This window comes from Candidatus Omnitrophota bacterium (assembly GCA_018830005.1).
GTDB lineage: Bacteria > Omnitrophota > Gorgyraeia > JAHJTE01 > JAHJTE01 > JAHJTE01.
Window position 1 is genome coordinate 385,260 of record JAHJTE010000002.1, and the last position, 17,897, is coordinate 403,156.

20 protein-coding genes are annotated in these 17,897 nt (G+C 40.2%); all 20 read right to left on the reverse strand.

All coding sequences use genetic code 11. The features are described from left to right. Positions 1-3: 3 nt before the first annotated feature. The gene (gene cooS, locus KJ593_06490) at positions 4-1,932 is read right to left on the reverse strand and encodes an anaerobic carbon-monoxide dehydrogenase catalytic subunit (protein ID MBU2541531.1); all 1,929 of its coding nucleotides are present in this window, start codon (positions 1,930-1,932) and stop codon (positions 4-6) included. Between the two features lie 41 nt (positions 1,933-1,973). After that, positions 1,974-2,732, reverse strand: a complete 759-nt coding sequence (locus KJ593_06495) for an AAA family ATPase (GenBank protein MBU2541532.1) — start codon at positions 2,730-2,732, stop codon at positions 1,974-1,976. 1 nt (position 2,733) lies between these two features. Further along, positions 2,734-3,603 (reverse strand): methylenetetrahydrofolate reductase, encoded by an 870-nt coding sequence (locus KJ593_06500; protein MBU2541533.1) that lies wholly within the window; start codon positions 3,601-3,603, stop codon positions 2,734-2,736. Continuing rightward, positions 3,600-4,451: a bifunctional 5,10-methylenetetrahydrofolate dehydrogenase/5,10-methenyltetrahydrofolate cyclohydrolase gene (locus KJ593_06505; GenBank protein MBU2541534.1), complete on the reverse strand. Its 852-nt coding sequence runs from the start codon at positions 4,449-4,451 to the stop codon at positions 3,600-3,602. The genes KJ593_06500 and KJ593_06505 overlap by 4 nt, the downstream gene beginning before the upstream one ends. Then, positions 4,426-4,986: a cyclodeaminase/cyclohydrolase family protein gene (locus KJ593_06510; GenBank protein MBU2541535.1), complete on the reverse strand. Its 561-nt coding sequence runs from the start codon at positions 4,984-4,986 to the stop codon at positions 4,426-4,428. The genes KJ593_06505 and KJ593_06510 overlap by 26 nt, the downstream gene beginning before the upstream one ends. A 27-nt stretch (positions 4,987-5,013) precedes the next feature. Next, positions 5,014-6,705 (reverse strand): formate--tetrahydrofolate ligase, encoded by a 1,692-nt coding sequence (locus KJ593_06515; protein ID MBU2541536.1) that lies wholly within the window; start codon positions 6,703-6,705, stop codon positions 5,014-5,016. Positions 6,706-6,762: 57 nt separating this feature from the next. Beyond that, on the reverse strand, positions 6,763-7,350 hold the full coding sequence (locus KJ593_06520) for a ribonuclease HII (protein ID MBU2541537.1): 588 nt from the start codon (positions 7,348-7,350) through the stop codon (positions 6,763-6,765). Between the two features lie 16 nt (positions 7,351-7,366). Further along, on the reverse strand, positions 7,367-7,708 hold the full coding sequence (gene rplS, locus KJ593_06525) for a 50S ribosomal protein L19 (protein ID MBU2541538.1): 342 nt from the start codon (positions 7,706-7,708) through the stop codon (positions 7,367-7,369). An 18-nt stretch (positions 7,709-7,726) separates the two neighbouring features. Beyond that, positions 7,727-8,419 carry a tRNA (guanosine(37)-N1)-methyltransferase TrmD gene (gene trmD, locus KJ593_06530; protein ID MBU2541539.1) on the reverse strand — a complete coding sequence of 231 codons (693 nt, stop codon included), beginning with the start codon at positions 8,417-8,419 and terminating at the stop codon, positions 7,727-7,729. Positions 8,420-8,425: 6 nt separating this feature from the next. After that, a complete protein-coding gene (gene tgt, locus KJ593_06535; protein MBU2541540.1) occupies positions 8,426-9,586 on the reverse strand; it encodes a tRNA guanosine(34) transglycosylase Tgt in 1,161 nt (386 codons plus the stop codon). Positions 9,587-9,594: 8 nt separating this feature from the next. Next, positions 9,595-11,454, reverse strand: a complete 1,860-nt coding sequence (locus KJ593_06540) for an amino acid permease (protein ID MBU2541541.1) — start codon at positions 11,452-11,454, stop codon at positions 9,595-9,597. 21 nt (positions 11,455-11,475) lie between these two features. After that, on the reverse strand, positions 11,476-12,507 hold the full coding sequence (gene queA / locus KJ593_06545) for a tRNA preQ1(34) S-adenosylmethionine ribosyltransferase-isomerase QueA (GenBank protein MBU2541542.1): 1,032 nt from the start codon (positions 12,505-12,507) through the stop codon (positions 11,476-11,478). A 13-nt stretch (positions 12,508-12,520) separates the two neighbouring features. Continuing rightward, positions 12,521-13,666 carry a SpoIID/LytB domain-containing protein gene (locus tag KJ593_06550; protein MBU2541543.1) on the reverse strand — a complete coding sequence of 382 codons (1,146 nt, stop codon included), beginning with the start codon at positions 13,664-13,666 and terminating at the stop codon, positions 12,521-12,523. Continuing rightward, positions 13,651-13,866 (reverse strand): DUF2905 domain-containing protein, encoded by a 216-nt coding sequence (locus tag KJ593_06555; protein MBU2541544.1) that lies wholly within the window; start codon positions 13,864-13,866, stop codon positions 13,651-13,653. The genes KJ593_06550 and KJ593_06555 overlap by 16 nt, the downstream gene beginning before the upstream one ends. Positions 13,867-13,872: 6 nt before the next feature. Next, positions 13,873-14,430 (reverse strand): epoxyqueuosine reductase QueH, encoded by a 558-nt coding sequence (locus tag KJ593_06560; GenBank protein MBU2541545.1) that lies wholly within the window; start codon positions 14,428-14,430, stop codon positions 13,873-13,875. Positions 14,431-14,468: 38 nt separating this feature from the next. Beyond that, on the reverse strand, positions 14,469-15,503 hold the full coding sequence (gene ruvB, locus KJ593_06565) for a Holliday junction branch migration DNA helicase RuvB (GenBank protein MBU2541546.1): 1,035 nt from the start codon (positions 15,501-15,503) through the stop codon (positions 14,469-14,471). A gap of 3 nt (positions 15,504-15,506) precedes the next feature. Next, positions 15,507-16,250: a segregation/condensation protein A gene (locus tag KJ593_06570; protein ID MBU2541547.1), complete on the reverse strand. Its 744-nt coding sequence runs from the start codon at positions 16,248-16,250 to the stop codon at positions 15,507-15,509. After that, on the reverse strand, positions 16,235-17,230 hold the full coding sequence (gene trpS, locus KJ593_06575) for a tryptophan--tRNA ligase (protein ID MBU2541548.1): 996 nt from the start codon (positions 17,228-17,230) through the stop codon (positions 16,235-16,237). Before trpS ends, KJ593_06570 begins: the two co-directional genes overlap by 16 nt. 10 nt (positions 17,231-17,240) lie before the next feature. After that, positions 17,241-17,513: a hypothetical protein gene (locus tag KJ593_06580; protein ID MBU2541549.1), complete on the reverse strand. Its 273-nt coding sequence runs from the start codon at positions 17,511-17,513 to the stop codon at positions 17,241-17,243. A 170-nt stretch (positions 17,514-17,683) separates the two neighbouring features. Continuing rightward, the coding region (locus KJ593_06585) for a PxKF domain-containing protein (GenBank protein ID MBU2541550.1) at positions 17,684-17,897 on the reverse strand (214 nt) is incomplete at its 5' end.

Here is a 17,897-nt window from a genome sequence, read left to right on the forward strand (position 1 = left end):
CCTTTACCTACCTACCTCTACCTTGGATTCATACATCATTGGCTTTAGACTGAGTGCCTTTCTTTTAGAATCTATGTGTTCAATCATAATCTTGGCCATTTTCAAAGGGTCTTTATCAAAGGCCCATTTCCCGCCTGTAATCTTCTCCACGTCTTCAAAAACGTATTTAGTCATATTATCGCTGCCATAAACAGGCAAAGGTTCACCCAGCACAACCAAAAGTCCAGAAGCAACAAAATACCAACCAATGGCGATTGCCTTCTCGCTCATCCATTCTGGAGCAGCGCCTGCCACAGGAAGCTCATCTAGGCTCCTACCAATGCCGCCTTCTTTTACCATCTCACAACAGGCAGTAAGTATTCTAGAATTATCCACACAAGAACCCAAATGCAGAACCGGCGGACAACCTACTGCCTCACATACCTCTTTTAAACCTTTGCCAGCATAATCAAAAGCAGCCTCAGGAGTCAACAGGCCTGCTCGACCGCAGGAAAGCGCAGAACAGCCCGTTTGAACCACCAATACATCATTTTTTATCAATTCTTTAACCAATGTAACGTGGCTTGCGCTACTTGCCATTTTCGGATTATCGCATCCCACAACACCAGCAACACCTCTAATGCGTCCGTTAATAATTGCCTCGTTCAACGGCTTGTAGCTTGGCCTATATCTTCCGCCTAACATATCAAACACATATTCAGTAGTAAAACCAGGTATTAGGTCTTTTCCTTCTCCCTTAGGAATACAAACCTTTTCCTTATTACGATTCGGAAAATTCTCAATTGCCATACGAACTATTGCTTTGGCAATAGGCAGGGCCTCTTCTTCATGGAATTCTACATGATTCATGCCTGGAAAGCGTGCCTTTTCAGAAGTTGATACTATTTTTGTATGAAAGCAATTCCCTAACTCAGATAACGAAGGCATAATACATTGTAAATCAACAAGCATCAAATCTACAGCGCCAGTCATAATTGCCAACTCCTGCTGCAAAAAATCCCCTGCTACTGGATATCCACGACGAACAAGAATCTCATTGGCAGTACAGCAAATACCAGCAAGGTTTATTCCCAAGGCACCATGCTCTTTAGCCAGAGAAATAAGCTCTGGATCACTTGAGGCATCACAAATAACCTCTGATAAAAGCGGAACATGCCCATGCACTATTAAGTTTACCTGATCCTCTTTTAGAACTGACAAATTCGCCTTTGCTCTTTTAGGAGAAGGTTTGCCAAATAATATATCAGTTAATTCTGTAGCAATCATTGAACCGCCCCAGCCATCAGCTAAAGCTACACGCATACCATGCTGCATTAAATTATTATAATCATTGTCTACTCCAATATGAGTGCGACTCAAGGCCTCAACTGGCTCTCTGTCAATGCCGCGCGGCATAAGAGAATATTTTCTCCAGATCTTTTTCTGTTTCTCAGGAGCACGCTGTATAAGGGCAAGCTCTCCTTCCTGCTGACCAAATTCAGCAAACATTTTTTCCGCCAGCTCTTTTGCAATTGTCTCTACTGTCCGGCCATCAACATTTACCTTATATTCTTTTGCAACTGCTTTAAGTTTTTCTTCATCCCTAACCTTATAGAATTTAGTTTTACCAACAGCAGTTAAATGTAAAGTCTTGACTATTTCGCGACCATGATCACTATGACAAGAAGCCCCAGCAGCAATATGGCGTACCAAATTCCTTGCCGAAATTGTATCTGCATCTGCACCGCAGACACCACGAGTAGCACCTTCCCCAAAAGGATCAATGCGACAAGGACCCAGGTTGCAATTCTTGCAACACAGGCCCAACGTGCCAAAACCACAATGTGGCTGTTGTTTTTCCTCGCGCTCCCAAATTGTCTGAATGCCTTCTTGTTGGCTGCGTTCGTATAATTGATTCTGTATTGGGTCTTTTTTTAAATCTTCACGACTCATATTTAGCCTCCGTAAAATTAAATCAGCGCCATCCCAAGCTATTAATTGCTTAACGTATACAATTTATTAAAAATTTCGTCAAATTCAACCTTCAGGTTATCATCAAACTTAAATACTCCCCGATTAGCCTGTAAAGATTCACTTAAGTGTATAAAACCCAAAAACTCATTTCCTAAATTTTTGAGTAGGAAATCTCTATCCTGTTCACTCTCTATTTTGTTACCGACAAAAAAACTCATTCTTATGCCTAATTCTTTTACTAAACTCTTAATGCGGCCTGCGGTAACCACGCCTAGCTGGGTTGGTTCGACTACAATTAAGGCCACGTCTACATTAGCTGCTGTTGCCCGGCCTAAATGTTCACTGCCAGCCACCATATCCAGAATAACGACTTCATTCTTTCTTAATACCAGGTGTGAAATTAGCCTTTTAATAAATGTGTTTTCCGGACACATGCAGCCGCTGCCAGCCTTGGAAACCTTACCCATAACAATGAGCTTTATGCCATTATGGATTTTGCAAAATTTATCCGGTATATCATCTACTTTGGGATTTATCTTAAAAAAAGTGGAGGGCGTATCAAGAGACTCGACCTCAGTACGTTCTGCAATAAGCTGCTTCATTTCAGAGATAGGGACGATCTCTTCCTCGAGGGGAAAACCTAAGCAAATAGAAAAATTTGCATCAGGGTCACAATCCACAATAATGACCTGCTTGCCTTGCTCTTTAAATTCTAAAGCAAGAGCACTTGCTAGGGTTGTTTTACCGGCTCCTCCTTTACCGGTTACGGCAATCTTCATGTTATAATCCTGCTGCCTCTAGAACAAGCGGCACTTTCTTATCCCATCCTATAGGCATAATATGAACACCATCACACATCGGCTTTAAAGCCTTTATCAGCCCTGCTGCAATATCAATTGATGTAGCAACCTTATCAGTTGTATCCTGCATCTGGCTTATTAATTCTTGAGGCACATTAACACCAGCTACGTTTTTATTCATATACTTTGCCATACCAGCTGATTTTAAAAGTACGATTCCTACTAAGATTTTTGTCTTTAGATGCTTAATTTTTTTAATGAAATTCTCGAATATCTCCACATCATATACTGCCTGGGTTTGAAAGAATTCTGCTCCTGCTTCGATCTTTTTCTCCATCTTTATAATCTGCGGCTCTAAAGGGTCGGCGCCTGGATTTACTACAGCTCCGACGCAAAACTTCCCAGATTCACCCTCTAAGGCATTGCCTGCCATATCCTTACCAGCCTCCAGACCCCTTATAACCTTAATCAATTGTACAGAATCCAAATCAAATACTGGTTTTGCCTGAGGATGATCGCCCAAAGAAGGATGATCACCTGTTAAGGCCAAGACATTTTCAATGCCTAAACTCGCAGCAGATAAAATATCTGATTGTAAGGCAAGGCGATTCCTATCCCTACAGGTAAGCTGATAAATCGGCTCATATCCTTTTTCCTTCAAGAGCCGACAGACCGCCAGGGAGCCTAAGCGCATCACTGAACTCTGCAGGTCTGTAACATTTATTGCATCAACGCGGCTGCGAATGAGTTCTGCATCCTCTAGGAGGGTTTCGGTGTGTATTCCTTTAGGCGGGCCAATCTCGCTGGTAATTAGAAATTTTTCCTGTTTGATTTTTTCTTTAAAACTCATTTTGAATTTAGGAACTTGTAGGCCTGAACTAGATTCTTCATCAACATTGTAACTGTAAGCGGTCCGACTCCGCCGGGAACAGGGGTAATAAAAGAGGCTCTTTTGGCTGCATTTTCAAACTCAACATCTCCAACAAGCTTACCCTCAACTCTATTTATTCCTACATCAATAACAATTGCACCTTGTTTTATCCAGTCACCTGGGATTAGATTCGGCCTACCCACAGCAACGATTAAGATTTCTGCTTTTCTAACATGTTCCTCTAACTTGAGAGCCTTACTTGTAGCTATATGGCAAGTAGTAACAGTAGCAAATTCTTCCAAAAGAAGAAGACTTAAAGGTTTTCCTACTATCTCACTATGTCCAACTACTACAACCTCTTTACCATAAAGTTTAACCCCGGTCTCCTTCAACAATTGCATACAGGCAGCAGGCGTACAAGGTAGGATTTTGGCTTTACCAAACACAATCTTTCCCATATTGGCTGGATGCATGCCTTCAACATCCTTGTCTGGACTGATATATTGGCTAATCTTCTTATAATCAATAGCAGCAGGTAAAGGCATCTGTATAATGATGCCATGGACAGCAGTATCGGAGTTGAATTTATATATAAATTCAATTAGTGCGCTCTCAGTTGTGTCCTGATTTAATTTATGATACCGATAATCTATTCCTAAATTCTCGGCTGTTTTCTTTTGGCTTTTGGCATAACTTTCAGAGCCGGCATTGTCTCCCACCTGCACGCTGACTAGAACTGGCTTAGAAGAAAACTCTTCCACTTCCTTCTTTATCTCTTCTTTTATTCTAACGGCAATCGGTTTACCTTCTAACAATTTCGCGCACATAAGTCACTACCTCATCTCTTATTGCTTTAAGCATATCTTCGTTTTTATCAAGCTCTTGTATTATATTTGCTTTTTTCTCATCTTCCAAGATATTTTTTAGATTTATCTCTACATTAATCCTAGCACAAGAAAAAGCAGCCATTAAACAATCAATTCCACATGCTACATCTGTTATTAGATTAGGATTGCCTTTCTTGGCAAGGTCAGGACATAGACAAGCTGCCTCAGATGCTAAGTGAGAGATCTCAAGCGGGACGCTTAAGGATTTCTGGATATCTTTGGACTTAAAGGCTGCTACATCTTCATCAATAAGTTCTTGAAAACGGCTGTTTAATTTCCGGGACTCCTCCAAGATCTTACTTACGTCATTCTCTACTGATTTGTGCTTTTCTTTTCCGACAGTGAAATTACAAACCATGTTTATGAGGCTTGTTCCCAGACAAGCCAAAACAGCAGCTGCTGAACCTCCACCAGGTGCAGGTAACTTATCTGATAAATCGTCGAGATATTTTTTCAATGAGTCGTTAATGTACATACTAACTCCGGTTTAAGCTATTATTATTTAAAATAATCCGACAATCCTGCCTTCACTGTCAATATCCACATTCTCGCCAGCAGGGTTTGTAGGCAGCCCGGGCATAGTGCGCATCGTGCCACAGAGAGGATACAGGAATCCTGCACCTACTGAAGCGTTGATATCGCGAATCGGTAATATAAAATCCTTTGGCGCTCCTTTTAATTTAGGGTCATGCGATAAGGACAGATGGGTCTTTGCCATACAAATCGGCAGTTTATCAAACCCGAGCTTTGAAAACTCTGCAATCTTCTTTTGGGCCAAATCAGAATACTCCACATCTTTAGCACCATAAATTTTAGTCGCAATTGTTTTTATCTTGTCCTTAATTGGGATATCTAAAGCGTACAGGAACTTAAAATTCTTTTTAACTTTAGAGGCTGCGATAACTGACCTTGCTAACATCTCGCCGCCCTTGCCACCTTTTTCCCAAACCTCGCTTGCCACAGCATCCTCTGCTCCGGCCTTTAATGCCAAATCTCTCACCAAGTTAACTTCAGAATTTGTATCAGCACTAAATTTATTAATCGCTACAACAACCGGGACTCCGAATAACTTCATATTCTCGATTTGTCTTAGGAGATTGCAGCTACCCAGCTTTACTGCCTCTAGATTCTCTTCTAAAAGAGCCTTATCCAAAGGCCTTCCGGCAATAACTTCAAATTTTCCCGAATGCATCTTGAGTGCCCTAATAGAGGAAACAATTACTACGCAATCCGGGCTAAGTCCGCTATAGCGGCACTTGATATTCATAAACTTCTCTGCGCCGCAATCTGCACCAAATCCTGCCTCAGTAACCACATAATCAGCTAATTTAAGGGCAATCTTATCAGCTATAATTGAACTGTTACCATGAGCAATATTGGCAAAAGGCCCGGCATGAACAAAGCAAGGCGTATTCTCTAATGTCTGGATAAGGGTCGGTTTTATGGCATCCTTCAGCAACACAGCCATTGCTCCGGCAACCTTTATATCCTCGCATGTTACAGGCCTGCCGTCTTTTGTCCTTGCTAAAACAATCCTGCCAAGTCTTTTCCTTAAATCAGAGAGGCTATCTGTCAAGGCAAGAATAGCCATTACCTCTGAGGCAACCGTAATATCAAAACCTGAATCACGCGGGATGCCATCCTGAGAGGTCCCTAGGCCTATTTTTACATTTCGCAGGAATCTATCGCTTACATCAACAACGCGGCGCCAGCTGATTGTTGTAGGATCTATATCGATCTTTTTCTTAAAATGCGCATTGTCTAAAAATGCGGCAGCCAAATTATGAGCAAGCCCAATCGCATGTACGTCTCCGGTAAAATGAAGATTAAAATCCTCCATTGGTATTACTTGAGAATATCCGCCGCCTGCAGCGCCTCCTTTTATACCGAATACAGGCCCTAGGGAAGGTTGTCGAATACAAGCTAGTGTATTACCTACTATCCGATTCAAACCCATAGAAAGCCCAATAGTAGTAACGGTCTTGCCTTCTCCCAAAGGCGTTGGGGTGATTGCCGTGACAAGGATATACTTAGCGCTAGGCCTGTTTTTTATCCTGTCTAAAATAGAAAGCGAAACCTTAGCTTTATGCTCGCCGTATAATTCTAATTCAGAAGTGCGAATCCCTGCTCTTGAGGCGATTTTTTTAATCGGTTTAATCTTTGCAGCTTGAGCAATTCCTAAATCAGGCAACATATTTTTTTCTTGACCTCCTTATTAGAAAACACCTGCTGCAATCAAGCGACTATTCTCTCATCGGGAAAGAGGACGAAAACTCAACCTATGAATAGAACAAGGACCAAACTTCCTGATTGCCGCAAGATGGGTCTTTGTCGCATAACCTTTATGAAATTTAAATCCGTATTTTGGATATACCTTATGATAAAGCTCCATTATCCGATCGCGGATTACCTTGGCGATAATAGAGGCGGCAGCAATTGTTATACTCTTGCTATCTCCACCGATGATCTTTTTCGATGGTATATCTACTTCCAAATCCATATTGCCGTCAATAAGAAGAAAGTCAGCCCTTACAGATAGATTAGCAAGCGCTCGCTGCATTGAAATCTTGCTTGCCTCTAAAATGTTAATATGGTCTATCGCTTTCTCATTGACAATCCCGATGCCGAAATCGCAATGTTTAATTAATTCATGATAAGCTAAGGTCCTTGCCTTTCTTGATAATTTTTTTGAATCGTCTATTCTATTTTTAAATCTCATCTTTTTAAGATGCACTGCGCAAGATACCACAGGACCAGCCAAGGTTCCACGGCCAACTTCATCTACTCCTGCAACAAACTTAAAACCTGAAAGCTTAGCCTTTCTTTCGTGATATCTCATAATAAACTCTAAAGATCTACCCTGCAGAACGAACCTTGGCGGCTTTACCTTTTCTTGCGCGTAGATAATATAATTTTGCGCGCCTTACCTTTCCTTTATGCAACAGTTCTATTCTTTCCAGATTAGGGGAATTAATAGGAAATATCCTCTCCACGCCTTCTCCGTAAGAAATCTTGCGCAAGGTAAAGGTTTCAGAAATACCCTTTCCCTTTTTAGCAATAACTATGCCTTCAAAGGGATGTATGCGCACCTTACCTGCTTCCAAGACCTTTCCATACACCTTTAAAGTATCGCCGATATTAAACTGCGGCAAGTCCTTTCTTAACTGCTTCTTCGTAAATTCTTCTAATCTTTTCATTTCGCATCTCCGCTTTTTTTATTTTTGTTTTAAAAGGTCAGCCCTTTTCTTCTTTGTCTCTAACAACGCCTGCTTACGCCTCCAGTCTGCAATTGCCTTATGATCTCCTGAAAGCAACAATGCAGGCACCTTCATCTTTCTGAAATCTGCTGGTCGGGTATATTGAGGGTACTCTAGAATTCCGGACTCAAAACTCTCTTCCTTCAAAGATTCGCTTCTTCCTAAGACACCCGGCAGAAGACGAACAACAGAATCAATTAACACCATTGCTGGTAATTCTCCACCCGTCAAGACATAATCTCCGATTGAAATCTCTTCATCAACCAGATATCCTTTTACCCTCTCATCCACTCCTTCATAATGACCGCAAATCAAAACAAGATGTTTAAATTTAGAAAGCTGCTTGGCTCTTTCTTGCGTTAACTTACGGCCTTGGGGCGAAAGCAATATTATCTTTCTTTTATCCTTCCTGACTTTATTCTTTTTGCATATTGCCTCCACAGCGCTAAAGATTGGCTGCGGACACATTACCATACCTGGACCACCGCCAAAAGGACGATCATCAACCTTTTTGTGCTTATCTTCTGTATAATCCCTTATGTCATTAATACGTATCTTAACCTTGCCAGCGCGCTGGGCACGTTTAAGTATTGATTCATTCAGAACTGCTGGGAAACTTGCAGGAAAAATAGTCAGGACGTCAATTAACATCGTAATTTAAAAATTATATTTGCTATAGCTCTTCTTTAACTCTGAAAGAGAATCTGCTTTTATTGCTTCTCTAATTTCGCACATAATTTTAATATAAAAATTAACATTGTGCAAGGATACAAGATAGAGTCCAAGTAATTCATCGCTATTAAAAAGGTGCCTAAGGTAAGCGCGCGAATAAGTCTTACAAGTTAGACAATCGCAACCTGCATCAAGCGGCTGAAAATCCTTAGAGTAAGGAGCATCCCTGACAATAATCTTACCTCTAGCGGTAAACGCACTTCCATTTCTTCCATAGCGGGTTGGAATAATACAATCAAACATATCTATTCCTAAGCTTACAGCTTCAATTAAATCAAGGGGCTTTCCCATACCCATAAGATAACGGGGCTTTTGGCTGGGTAATTCCTGAATAACTTTGGATATCATATTATAGCGTAGATCACTCGATTCGCCAACACTTAATCCGCCTAAGGCATAACCCTCAAAATCCATATCCAAGAGTTTTCTTGCACATTCTTTTCGTAAATCCTCAAAGCTTGCACCTTGCACAATCCCGAATAATAACGGCTGCTCTTGGCCCTCTAGTGTTTGGCAAGAGGCCAGGGCTAGCCTTGACCTTTTTGCCCAATCAAGAGTACGCTCCATAGCAACCCTTGCATAGCTAATAGGCGTAGGGTATTGAATGCATTCATCCAAGGGCATAATGATATCTGAACCTAAAATCAGCTGGATATCTATAACATCTTCGGGTGAGAAAAAATGCCTTGAGCCATCAAATAAGGACTTAAATTCAACGCCTTGATCATTGATTTTATACAAAGACGTCTTTTTACGTGAGACCTTTGGCTTAGAACTAGGACTGGACATGGAAAATATCTGATAACCACCGCTGTCTGTAAGAATAGGCCCCTTCCAGCCAATAAATCTATGCAGTCCGCCTGCAGCCTTTATAATCTCAATGCCGGGTCTTTGACTCAAATGGTATGCATTGCATAGTATAATCTCAGTACCAGAGTCCTCTAAGTCACGATTTGAAAGCATTTTTACTGTGCCTTGAGTGCCTACTGGCATAAAACAAGGAGTATCTATGCTTCCATGTGCTGTAATTAATTTACCTAAACGTGCCTTAGATTTTTTGTCTTTATGAATAACGGAAAATGCCATTTGAGGGCCTAATCAGCGGGTTTGCCAAAGCGCTTTCTCTCGGTAAGCAATAAAACGTCCTTCAATTCCATAACATTTCTGGCGTCGAGCCATTTTTTTTCAAAATTCTTCTCCTGGCATATTTGTGCGATAGCTGCTAAGGCCTGCAGATGAAAATTCCTTTCATCCTTTGTTCCGACAAGGACAAAAACTGTATGCACTGGCTGATCTTCTAATTCAGGGAAGATTATGCCTTCGTTAGCCCTTGCCAGAAGAATATTAAATTTATTCTCACCTTCGATAACAATATGTGGAATTGCCAATCCAGGATGAATAACAGTGCTTGACTCTTTTTCTCTTTCATTAAGCAGATCGCGGAGGTATTGCGGCTTAAGGCTAAGCTGGCTAGTTAAGGCATCTGCTACCTTCTGGAAGAATAGGCTTGAGGGCAATCTTCCTCTTATATCTAAAACAACAGCCTCCTCTATTAATTTATCAAATCTATCTTCTACTATATCATCCCTCTGTCTTATCACATTTTTAAGTTCCTGAGAAAGAGTACCGGAAGTAAACTCTTTATTAACAATGCGCTCAATAACATGGATAATAGCAAATTCTCTTATCTTCTTTTTATAACTTAAAACAAAATACCCCAGGATGCCTACACTAATGGACATAATACTAAATAGTAACAATATTTTCCCCATCTCTGCAAGCAAAAACAAGCAACCCAAGATGCCTGCAATCTGAACAACCGGATATAAAGGAGAACGAAATGTAGGTTTGTAATTGGGCATTTTGCTCTCACGCATAATTATCACAGCAAGATTAGTGAACATAAAGATTATGATAAGCAGCTCTGATGCTATCTTAACCAGAGACTTCAAATCTAGAACACTAATTGCCAAAAGCATAAAAATCACTGTAAAGATAATAGAGTAATGCGGTGTTTGATAGCGTGAGTTGACCCTGTTGAAAAATTTCGGCAAAAGCTTATCTCTACTCATTGCCATAGGATAACGGGAAGCAGATATAATCCCAGCATTTGCAGTAGAAATAAAGGCTAGGAACGCAGCAATCGCCATTATAATCCTTGCAGGGCTACTACCAAATTGATACGCAGCATCCGAAATCGGAGTTAAAGAACTAGAAAGATCGCTCAGATTTAAGAGTCCTGTCGTAACAAATGCAACGAGTGTATATATAATTCCGACTATGACCAGAGAAGCAAGCATGCCTAAGGGAATATTACGTGTGGGCTGTCTCACCTCTTCAGCAATACTGGCAATCTTTGTAAGGCCGCCATAAGAGATAAACACAAATCCTGCTGTGGCAAAAATCGCCCTAACGCCATAAGGGGCAAAAGGCTTGAAGTTATTAATATCTATTGCCGGAAAGCCCCTGACAATATAAAAGATTAAAGCGCTAAACAATCCTAAAACTAGAACAATCTGCATCCTGGCTGCAAGCTTTATGCCAAAGATATTTAAAACACCGAAGGCTACACATAAGATCAATGCTATATACTGAATTGACATCGAAGTAAATAATGACACGTAAGCTGCCATACCAATTAAGGCAAAAGCAGCCTTTAAGCTCAAGGAAAACCAGGTACCAAAACCTCCGATGCCTCCGGTTACAAAACCCATACTTCTTGAGATATAGAAATAATCCCCGCCAGCACGAGGCATGGCAGTAACCAACTCTGCCTTACTCAACACAGTAGGCAAAGCAATAAAACTTGCTATCATATATGCAAGAAAAAGTGAAGGACCTACCTGGCCTGCGGCAATAGCCGGTAGTATGAATAACCCGGAACTTATCATTGCCCCAGAGGCAATACAGAATACATCCCAGAAACCTAATTCTTTTCGTAATACTTTGACCATTTTCTTAGTCTACAGCCTCTCTTAAATAATCAACATTGCATCCCCGTAGCTATAAAATCTGTACTGCCATTTAATTGCTTCCTGATATGCCTTATGAATCAGCCTGCGTCCAGCAAATGCACAAACCAGAAGAAACAAGGTTGATCTTGGAAGATGAAAATTCGTTAAAAGATGATTAACTATCTTAAACTTAAATCCAGGATAAATGAATAAGTCTGTCCTCCCCTTTAAGGCGCCAAGACTGTTATGATCATTGCTAGCATTGGCTGCGCTCTCTAAGACGCGCGTAGTGGTTGTGCCGACTGCAAATACCTTATGAGCTTGTTGTTTTGTTTTGTTAACTAAATCTGCTACTTCAGCTGGCAAATTGAATTCTTCCTCTTCTATCTTATGCCTTGTGATTTCATCTTCCTTTACAGGCCTAAAACTACCCCAGCCAACATGAAGAGTCAAAAATCCAAGATCTACCCCCTTGTCTTTAATTCTATCAAGAATGTTTTTAGTAAAATGCAATCCCGCGGTTGGGGCAGCAACTGCACCCTCTTTGCTAGCATAAACAGTCTGATATTGCTCTCTATCAGAATCCTCTGCCTTTCGTCTAATGTAAGGAGGCAGGGGCATAACTCCAAAACGATTGATTAAACCACTGATGTCTTTGATATTTTCGAATCGAATCAGATTTAGATCTCTTTCCTTGCGCACCAGTTGCGCAGTAATACTTCCTGCATTAAGCGCGACCTTCTCACCCAACTTAAGTCTTGAAGGTCTTAGTAAACAGCGGAAGGTGTCGTCAGTCTCTTTCCCGAGAAGAAAGATCTCTACTTTCCCACCGCTTGAGCGCTTTGCAAACATCCTTGCTGGATAGACCTTTGTGTCATTTAATATTATACAATCGCCTTTAGATAAATAATCCAGGATATCTGAGAAATGGCGATGATGGATTTTACCCGTGTCTTTTTCAATCACCATAAGCTTCGATGCATCTCTTTGCTTTAATGGAAACTGGGCAATAAAATCTTTTGGTAATTGATAATCAAAATCTGCTAATTTCATGTTAAGAGGGATTTTAATAGTCTTTTTCTATTTTTGCACCATGATAATAATACTCTAGAATCTGTCTGTAGTCATGACCCTGCTTTCCCATAAAATATGCGCCCCACTGACACAGTCCTACGCCATGACCCCAGCCAAATCCTTTAAATAGAACAAAATCGCCCGAACTCTCTATTTGGAAATTTGTACTACGAAGTATCTTCGGCCCCAATATTTCTCTCAAAGCCTTACCTGAAATCTCTATTGTATCTGTAGCTGATATTATCTTCAATTTCAAAACACGATTTGATAAAGAACGCTCGACTATTTCTATTGATTCAATCTTGCCTACCCTTAAGCCGGCAGCATTTAACTTTTCCTGAAGGCGCTTAAAATCAATGTAGATATCCCACTTAAAATGAGGAGAATCTGCACAATAGGGACATGTAACGCCTTTTAAAGATGCAATATCAACATCCCATAAATTTGATACATCTTCGGTATGGCCTCCACAAGCTGCGTGGTAATATGTAGGAAAGATCTTTCCGTCAAGTTTAAGAACTTCACCTCCTGTAGCATCTACGCCCTTATTTGTTCGCCAACGTTCTGAGGTGCGGCCACCATAAACCTGAGAGTAGGTATCATTGGTAAGGTCATATTCCTTAAGCCTATTGTCATGCATTTTGCTTAATGCAAAGGTTCTAACCACCACAGCCTGAGCCTTGATAGATTCTTCAGGCCAAAGATGTGAAATCTCGTGATAAAGAACTCCTCGGATATAATCCTCTAACTCGATATAGTTAACAACAAAGAAATTCGAGGCATCTTTCTTGATAAATCTTAGACGTCCCCTGAATAGCCGGTCATTTATACTTATGAATCCATCATCGTCTCTTGTAATTTCAATGCGTTCTTTGCCTATGTTGTTGCTACCAATGTTAAACCCTTTATCTATAGTCTCAATTAATAGACCACTTGCCTTATCTAACTTAAGAAGCTCCAAATCATCCTCAACTGTCGTGATCCTAAAAGATGCATCAACATCCAGAGTTAGTTTAGAGGCGTCTTTAAAGACAGCGACGCGCACAAAAGAAGCAGCGCTAGAATCGAAAGCAAAAACAAAGAAAAAACAGCTAAAAATTAAAAGTAATAATATTCTTCTAATTATCTCTTTGACCATAACCAAAAGACTAAACTAAAAACTATACTTAAAATGATACAGCTTGTTAGAGGAAAATAAAAAGTAAAGTTTCCCTTCTTAATGTATATATCACCGGGCAGACGCGGTATTTTACTTATTCTAGGCAGAACTTGCGCTATACTTCCGGCAATAATAAGGATTATGCCAATTATGATTAGTGTCTTTCCAAGGCTATGCATAACCTTCTAGGAGCGTACTGATCTTGTATCTTTTCTCTTGGATCTTTCCTGCAGCGAATAAATACAACCGCAGTATTTTTGACAATATAGGCCAGTTTCTTTTGCCTTTCGATGCGCCTGGCTAAAACCGGATTTGAAATCATATCTGAAGAATTTCAAATTTAAATTTCGTGCTTCTTCAGCAGCTATTTTTTCTAAAACAGATGTATCCTGATAGGGACTCACCAAAAGTGTTGATGTAAAATATTGACAATTCTCTTGCCTTGCTGTTTCAGCCGTAATCTTAAGCCTTAATCTCCAACAGGCATCACAACGTGTAGGTGCACTTTTATTTCCATCAACCAGACCCAAAAACATCTTGAGGTCATACTCTCCCGAGGAAAATTCCAACCTCGCATCTTTAGAATAAATCCTTAAGGCATCGAGCCTTCTCTCATATTCCTGGCGAGGATGTATGTTTGGATTAAAAAACAAGCCCTTTACTTGAAATCCTTCTCTACGCAAGACCTCCAAGGGGAAAATTACACATGGCGCACAACATATGTGTAAAAGAATCTTTTTCATTTTCTATTATTAGAAGCGAATGTTGATAGGGGATATTATTAGAACAATTCTTTCTGGGATATTTTATCAATTTTCTTGTTAAAATGCTTGTAGGCGATTTCTGTTACTTCCCGGCCGCGAGATGTCCGTCGCAGGAAGTTTGCTTTCAATAAATAAGGCTCTATGCAATCTACTAAGGTATCAATATCCTCATTCAATGTCGCTGCCAGTGTATCTATACCTACCGGCCCACCCGAATAATTATCAATGATCGCAAGTAAGACCTTGCGGTCAAATTGGTCTAGGCCAGACTCATCAATATTTAAAGCATCTAAGGCCTGACTTGCTATTCTTTGATTCGTCTGGTTTAATTTATTAACCTGGACATAATCACGCACACGCCGCAGAAGACGATTTGCGATTCTAGGCGTACCCCTGCTTCTTCTGCCAATCTCTAAGGCACCTTCTTTATCTGTAGTCATCCCCAAAATCTTTGAGGAGTGGGCAATAATCTGTGCCAGATCTGAAGCACTGTAAAAATCAAGATGAAAAAATAATCCGAAACGGCTACGAAGCGGTGCAGTCAAAAGACCGCTTCTTGTAGTAGCACCGACTAATGTAAATGGCTTGAGATTGAATTTGATCGTTTTAGCATAAGGGCCTTTATCAATAACAAAATCTATCTGGAAATCCTCCATTGCCTGATAAAGGAATTCCTCTACAACGCGAGAAAGACGATGTATTTCGTCAATAAAGAATATATCGCCTTTGCCTAAATTAGTTAAAATACCGATTAAGTCACCGGCACGTTCAATTGCCGGTCCGCTCGTAGCTGTAATATTCGCATTCATCTCATGGGCGATTATATGCGCTAGGGAAGTCTTGCCTAATCCGGGCGGGCCTGAGAGAAGCACATGCTCAAGCGGTTCTTTCCTTTCTTTGGCAGCCCTCAAGGCAACATCCAAATTCTTCACAACTGTCTCCTGACCGACGAATTCATTCAAATGCTGCGGCCTAAGAGATATATTAAAAACAGTATCCTCTTCTGTTTCGTTTAATTTTAAGATATTTATATCTTTTTTCTCAACGGACATAATCTATTTTCTTTCCAGGACTCTCTGCGGTTTGGAATGCTGTTCATAACGCCTGATAGCAATCTCTCCAAAAACATTTTTTTGTTGTACGACAATTTCCTGCAAGCGGATCAATTCTAAAATAGCAAGAAAGTTAGCTACGATCTCTAATTTATTTTTTGCTTTGGAGAAAATATCATTTAAATAAACTAAAGGAGCGTTAAGAAGCATTCTCAAGATATCATGGATTTTCTCCTCGACGGTAAATTCATCCTTGACGATTTCGTAAAATACTTCCTTTGGCACATCCTTCAAGGCCTTGGAAAATGCAGAAATCAAATCGAAAAGACTTGCCTCAAAAAAGACTTCTCCATCTTGTTTCTCCTCAGATGAATCAGAGTTTCGGCTAAAGACGTCTTTATAGATTTGTTCTCTCTTCCGTAAATCTTCTGCTGCCTCCTTATATTTTTGATACTCTAATAAGCGCTGAATAAGTTCCTGGCGCGGATCTTCTTCTATATCTTCTTCTTGCTCAGGATCCCGAGGTAACAACATCTTAGATTTTATCTCAATTAGCGTAGCAGCCATAACTAAAAATTCAGAAGCGATTCCTAAATCAAGGAGTCGCATTAATTCCAAATACTGTATGTACTGTTCAGTGACCTTCGCAATCGGAATATCGTAGATATTAAGATCATTTCTTTTTATCAGATACAAAAGTAAATCTAATGGTCCTTCAAATATATCCAGTTTTATCTTATAGGACATAGGTTTATGATTTCCTTGATCTTCTTCATCATAGAAGAGGCGGTTTTCCCAGCCTTTTCATTGCCGCTTTCAATAATCTCTATTATCTTTTTCTTCTTACACAACAGATCTTCTCTCTTTTTCCTTATCGGCATCAATTTTTCGTTTATACGCCTTGCTAAATCTTCTTTACAGTCACGACAACCAACTTTAGCCTTTCTGCAATAGTCTGAGACTTCACCAGAATAATCAGGGAAGAATACTTCATAGTAGGTGTGGACATTGCAGATTTCTGGATGGCCTGGGTCAGACTTATATATGCGCTTTGGGTCAGTGATCATTGCTAGCACCTTTTTTCTTACTTCCTCAACGCTATCGGAAAGATTGATCGTGTTATTATAACTTTTACTCATCTTGCGGCCATCAATACCTAAGAGCTTAGGAAAGGACGTAAGGATATCTTTAGGTTCCCTAAAAAGTTGTTTTTTGTAAATGTAATTAAACCTGCGACTTATCTCGCGCGTAAGCTCAAGATGCGGCAGTTGATCCTGCCCTACAGGTACAGCATCAGCATTATAGATTAGAATATCGGCAGCCTGCAATACTGGGTAGCCTAAAAATCCATAAGTGTGAATTTCGCGATTTTTTAATTCTCTTAACTGCTCTTTATATGTAGGAATTCGCTCCACCCAACTTAAAGGAACAAGACAGGAAAACATCATGTATAACTCTAGGTGCTCCGGAATGCTTGACTGGATAAAAATAGTGGAATTTGCTGGCCTTATACCTACGCTGAGCCAGTCAACTACGTTATCAATTGAATATTCACTAATAAGAGAAGAATTTTCGTACTCACTCATTAAGGCATGCCAATCAGCAACCATAAAAAAGCAATCATAACTATTTTGCAGCTTTACCCAGTTTTCTAAGGCGCCTGCAAGGTGGCCTAAGTGAAGCTTGCCTGTTGGTCTCATCCCGCTTAGTATTCGTTTTTTCATCATGATATTTATTTCAGTATTTTATCTCTAAAACCTGTATACGAGAATTGCCTATATCAGCTACATAGAGGTAATTGTCTTTTATGGCTAAACTAAAAGGAGCGGGAGAGACAAAAGGCACAACAAAGCTTCCAAACTCCCCCAGGCCTTTACCTTGTTTGCCAAAACTAAGTTTGGCAACCAATTTCTCTGGCTCATCTTCTGTCTTTGAAGAGACAAAATAAGTCATAACTACACCTATTATTAACAATGCAATTAGCAAAAAACTTCCTATTGTGCGCTTCATCTCTTGTTTCTCCTTTTATCCCTCATCCTGGCCATGCGAACAGATAACTGTGTTTAGAGTGCGTTGTCTGTTTACCCGCCTTATCTTTTCTGGTTACTTAGATGATATAGTTTTTCCTCTAAGTCATCTCCATTGGCCATTATGGGTATTCCAACATCTCCAGAATACTCTTATTTTAACCCAAAATTAACGTATTTAGAAGTTCCATCATCCAAATCAATACGCACCTGCCAGGTACCGCTGGTAAGTCCATTGGTAGAAAGGTTGAATATATAGAGGTTATCCGTGCTGTCGTAGCGGAACAAGTTCCCGGTAGTAGCTTGACTGGTTGAAATACCCTCTACTTCCTCGCCAACTACATCATCGCTGATTTTAGCAAGGTAG

Bases quoted from the DNA above. Each gene is read 5' to 3' on its own strand.
- KJ593_06580 (MBU2541549.1), bottom strand. From the start codon at position 17,513: ATGAAGCGCACAATAGGAAGTTTTTTGCTAATTGCATTGTTAATAATA.
- KJ593_06520 (MBU2541537.1), bottom strand. From the start codon at position 7,350: ATGAGATATCACGAAAGAAAGGCTAAGCTTTCAGGTTTTAAGTTTGTT.
- KJ593_06570 (MBU2541547.1), bottom strand. From the start codon at position 16,250: ATGTCCTATAAGATAAAACTGGATATATTTGAAGGACCATTAGATTTA.
- queA (MBU2541542.1), bottom strand. From the start codon at position 12,507: ATGAAATTAGCAGATTTTGATTATCAATTACCAAAAGATTTTATTGCC.
- ruvB (MBU2541546.1), bottom strand. From the start codon at position 15,503: ATGTCCGTTGAGAAAAAAGATATAAATATCTTAAAATTAAACGAAACA.
- KJ593_06515 (MBU2541536.1), bottom strand. From the start codon at position 6,705: ATGTTGCCTGATTTAGGAATTGCTCAAGCTGCAAAGATTAAACCGATT.
- KJ593_06555 (MBU2541544.1), bottom strand. From the start codon at position 13,866: ATGCATAGCCTTGGAAAGACACTAATCATAATTGGCATAATCCTTATT.
- rplS (MBU2541538.1), bottom strand. From the start codon at position 7,708: ATGAAAAGATTAGAAGAATTTACGAAGAAGCAGTTAAGAAAGGACTTG.
- KJ593_06500 (MBU2541533.1), bottom strand. From the start codon at position 3,603: ATGAGTTTTAAAGAAAAAATCAAACAGGAAAAATTTCTAATTACCAGC.
- KJ593_06540 (MBU2541541.1), bottom strand. From the start codon at position 11,454: ATGGTCAAAGTATTACGAAAAGAATTAGGTTTCTGGGATGTATTCTGT.
- trpS (MBU2541548.1), bottom strand. From the start codon at position 17,230: ATGATGAAAAAACGAATACTAAGCGGGATGAGACCAACAGGCAAGCTT.
- KJ593_06510 (MBU2541535.1), bottom strand. From the start codon at position 4,986: ATGTACATTAACGACTCATTGAAAAAATATCTCGACGATTTATCAGAT.
- KJ593_06560 (MBU2541545.1), bottom strand. From the start codon at position 14,430: ATGAAAAAGATTCTTTTACACATATGTTGTGCGCCATGTGTAATTTTC.
- tgt (MBU2541540.1), bottom strand. From the start codon at position 9,586: ATGGCATTTTCCGTTATTCATAAAGACAAAAAATCTAAGGCACGTTTA.
- KJ593_06505 (MBU2541534.1), bottom strand. From the start codon at position 4,451: ATGTGCGCGAAATTGTTAGAAGGTAAACCGATTGCCGTTAGAATAAAA.
- KJ593_06495 (MBU2541532.1), bottom strand. From the start codon at position 2,732: ATGAAGATTGCCGTAACCGGTAAAGGAGGAGCCGGTAAAACAACCCTA.
- cooS (MBU2541531.1), bottom strand. From the start codon at position 1,932: ATGAGTCGTGAAGATTTAAAAAAAGACCCAATACAGAATCAATTATAC.
- trmD (MBU2541539.1), bottom strand. From the start codon at position 8,419: ATGTTAATTGACGTCCTGACTATTTTTCCTGCAAGTTTCCCAGCAGTT.
- KJ593_06550 (MBU2541543.1), bottom strand. From the start codon at position 13,666: ATGGTCAAAGAGATAATTAGAAGAATATTATTACTTTTAATTTTTAGC.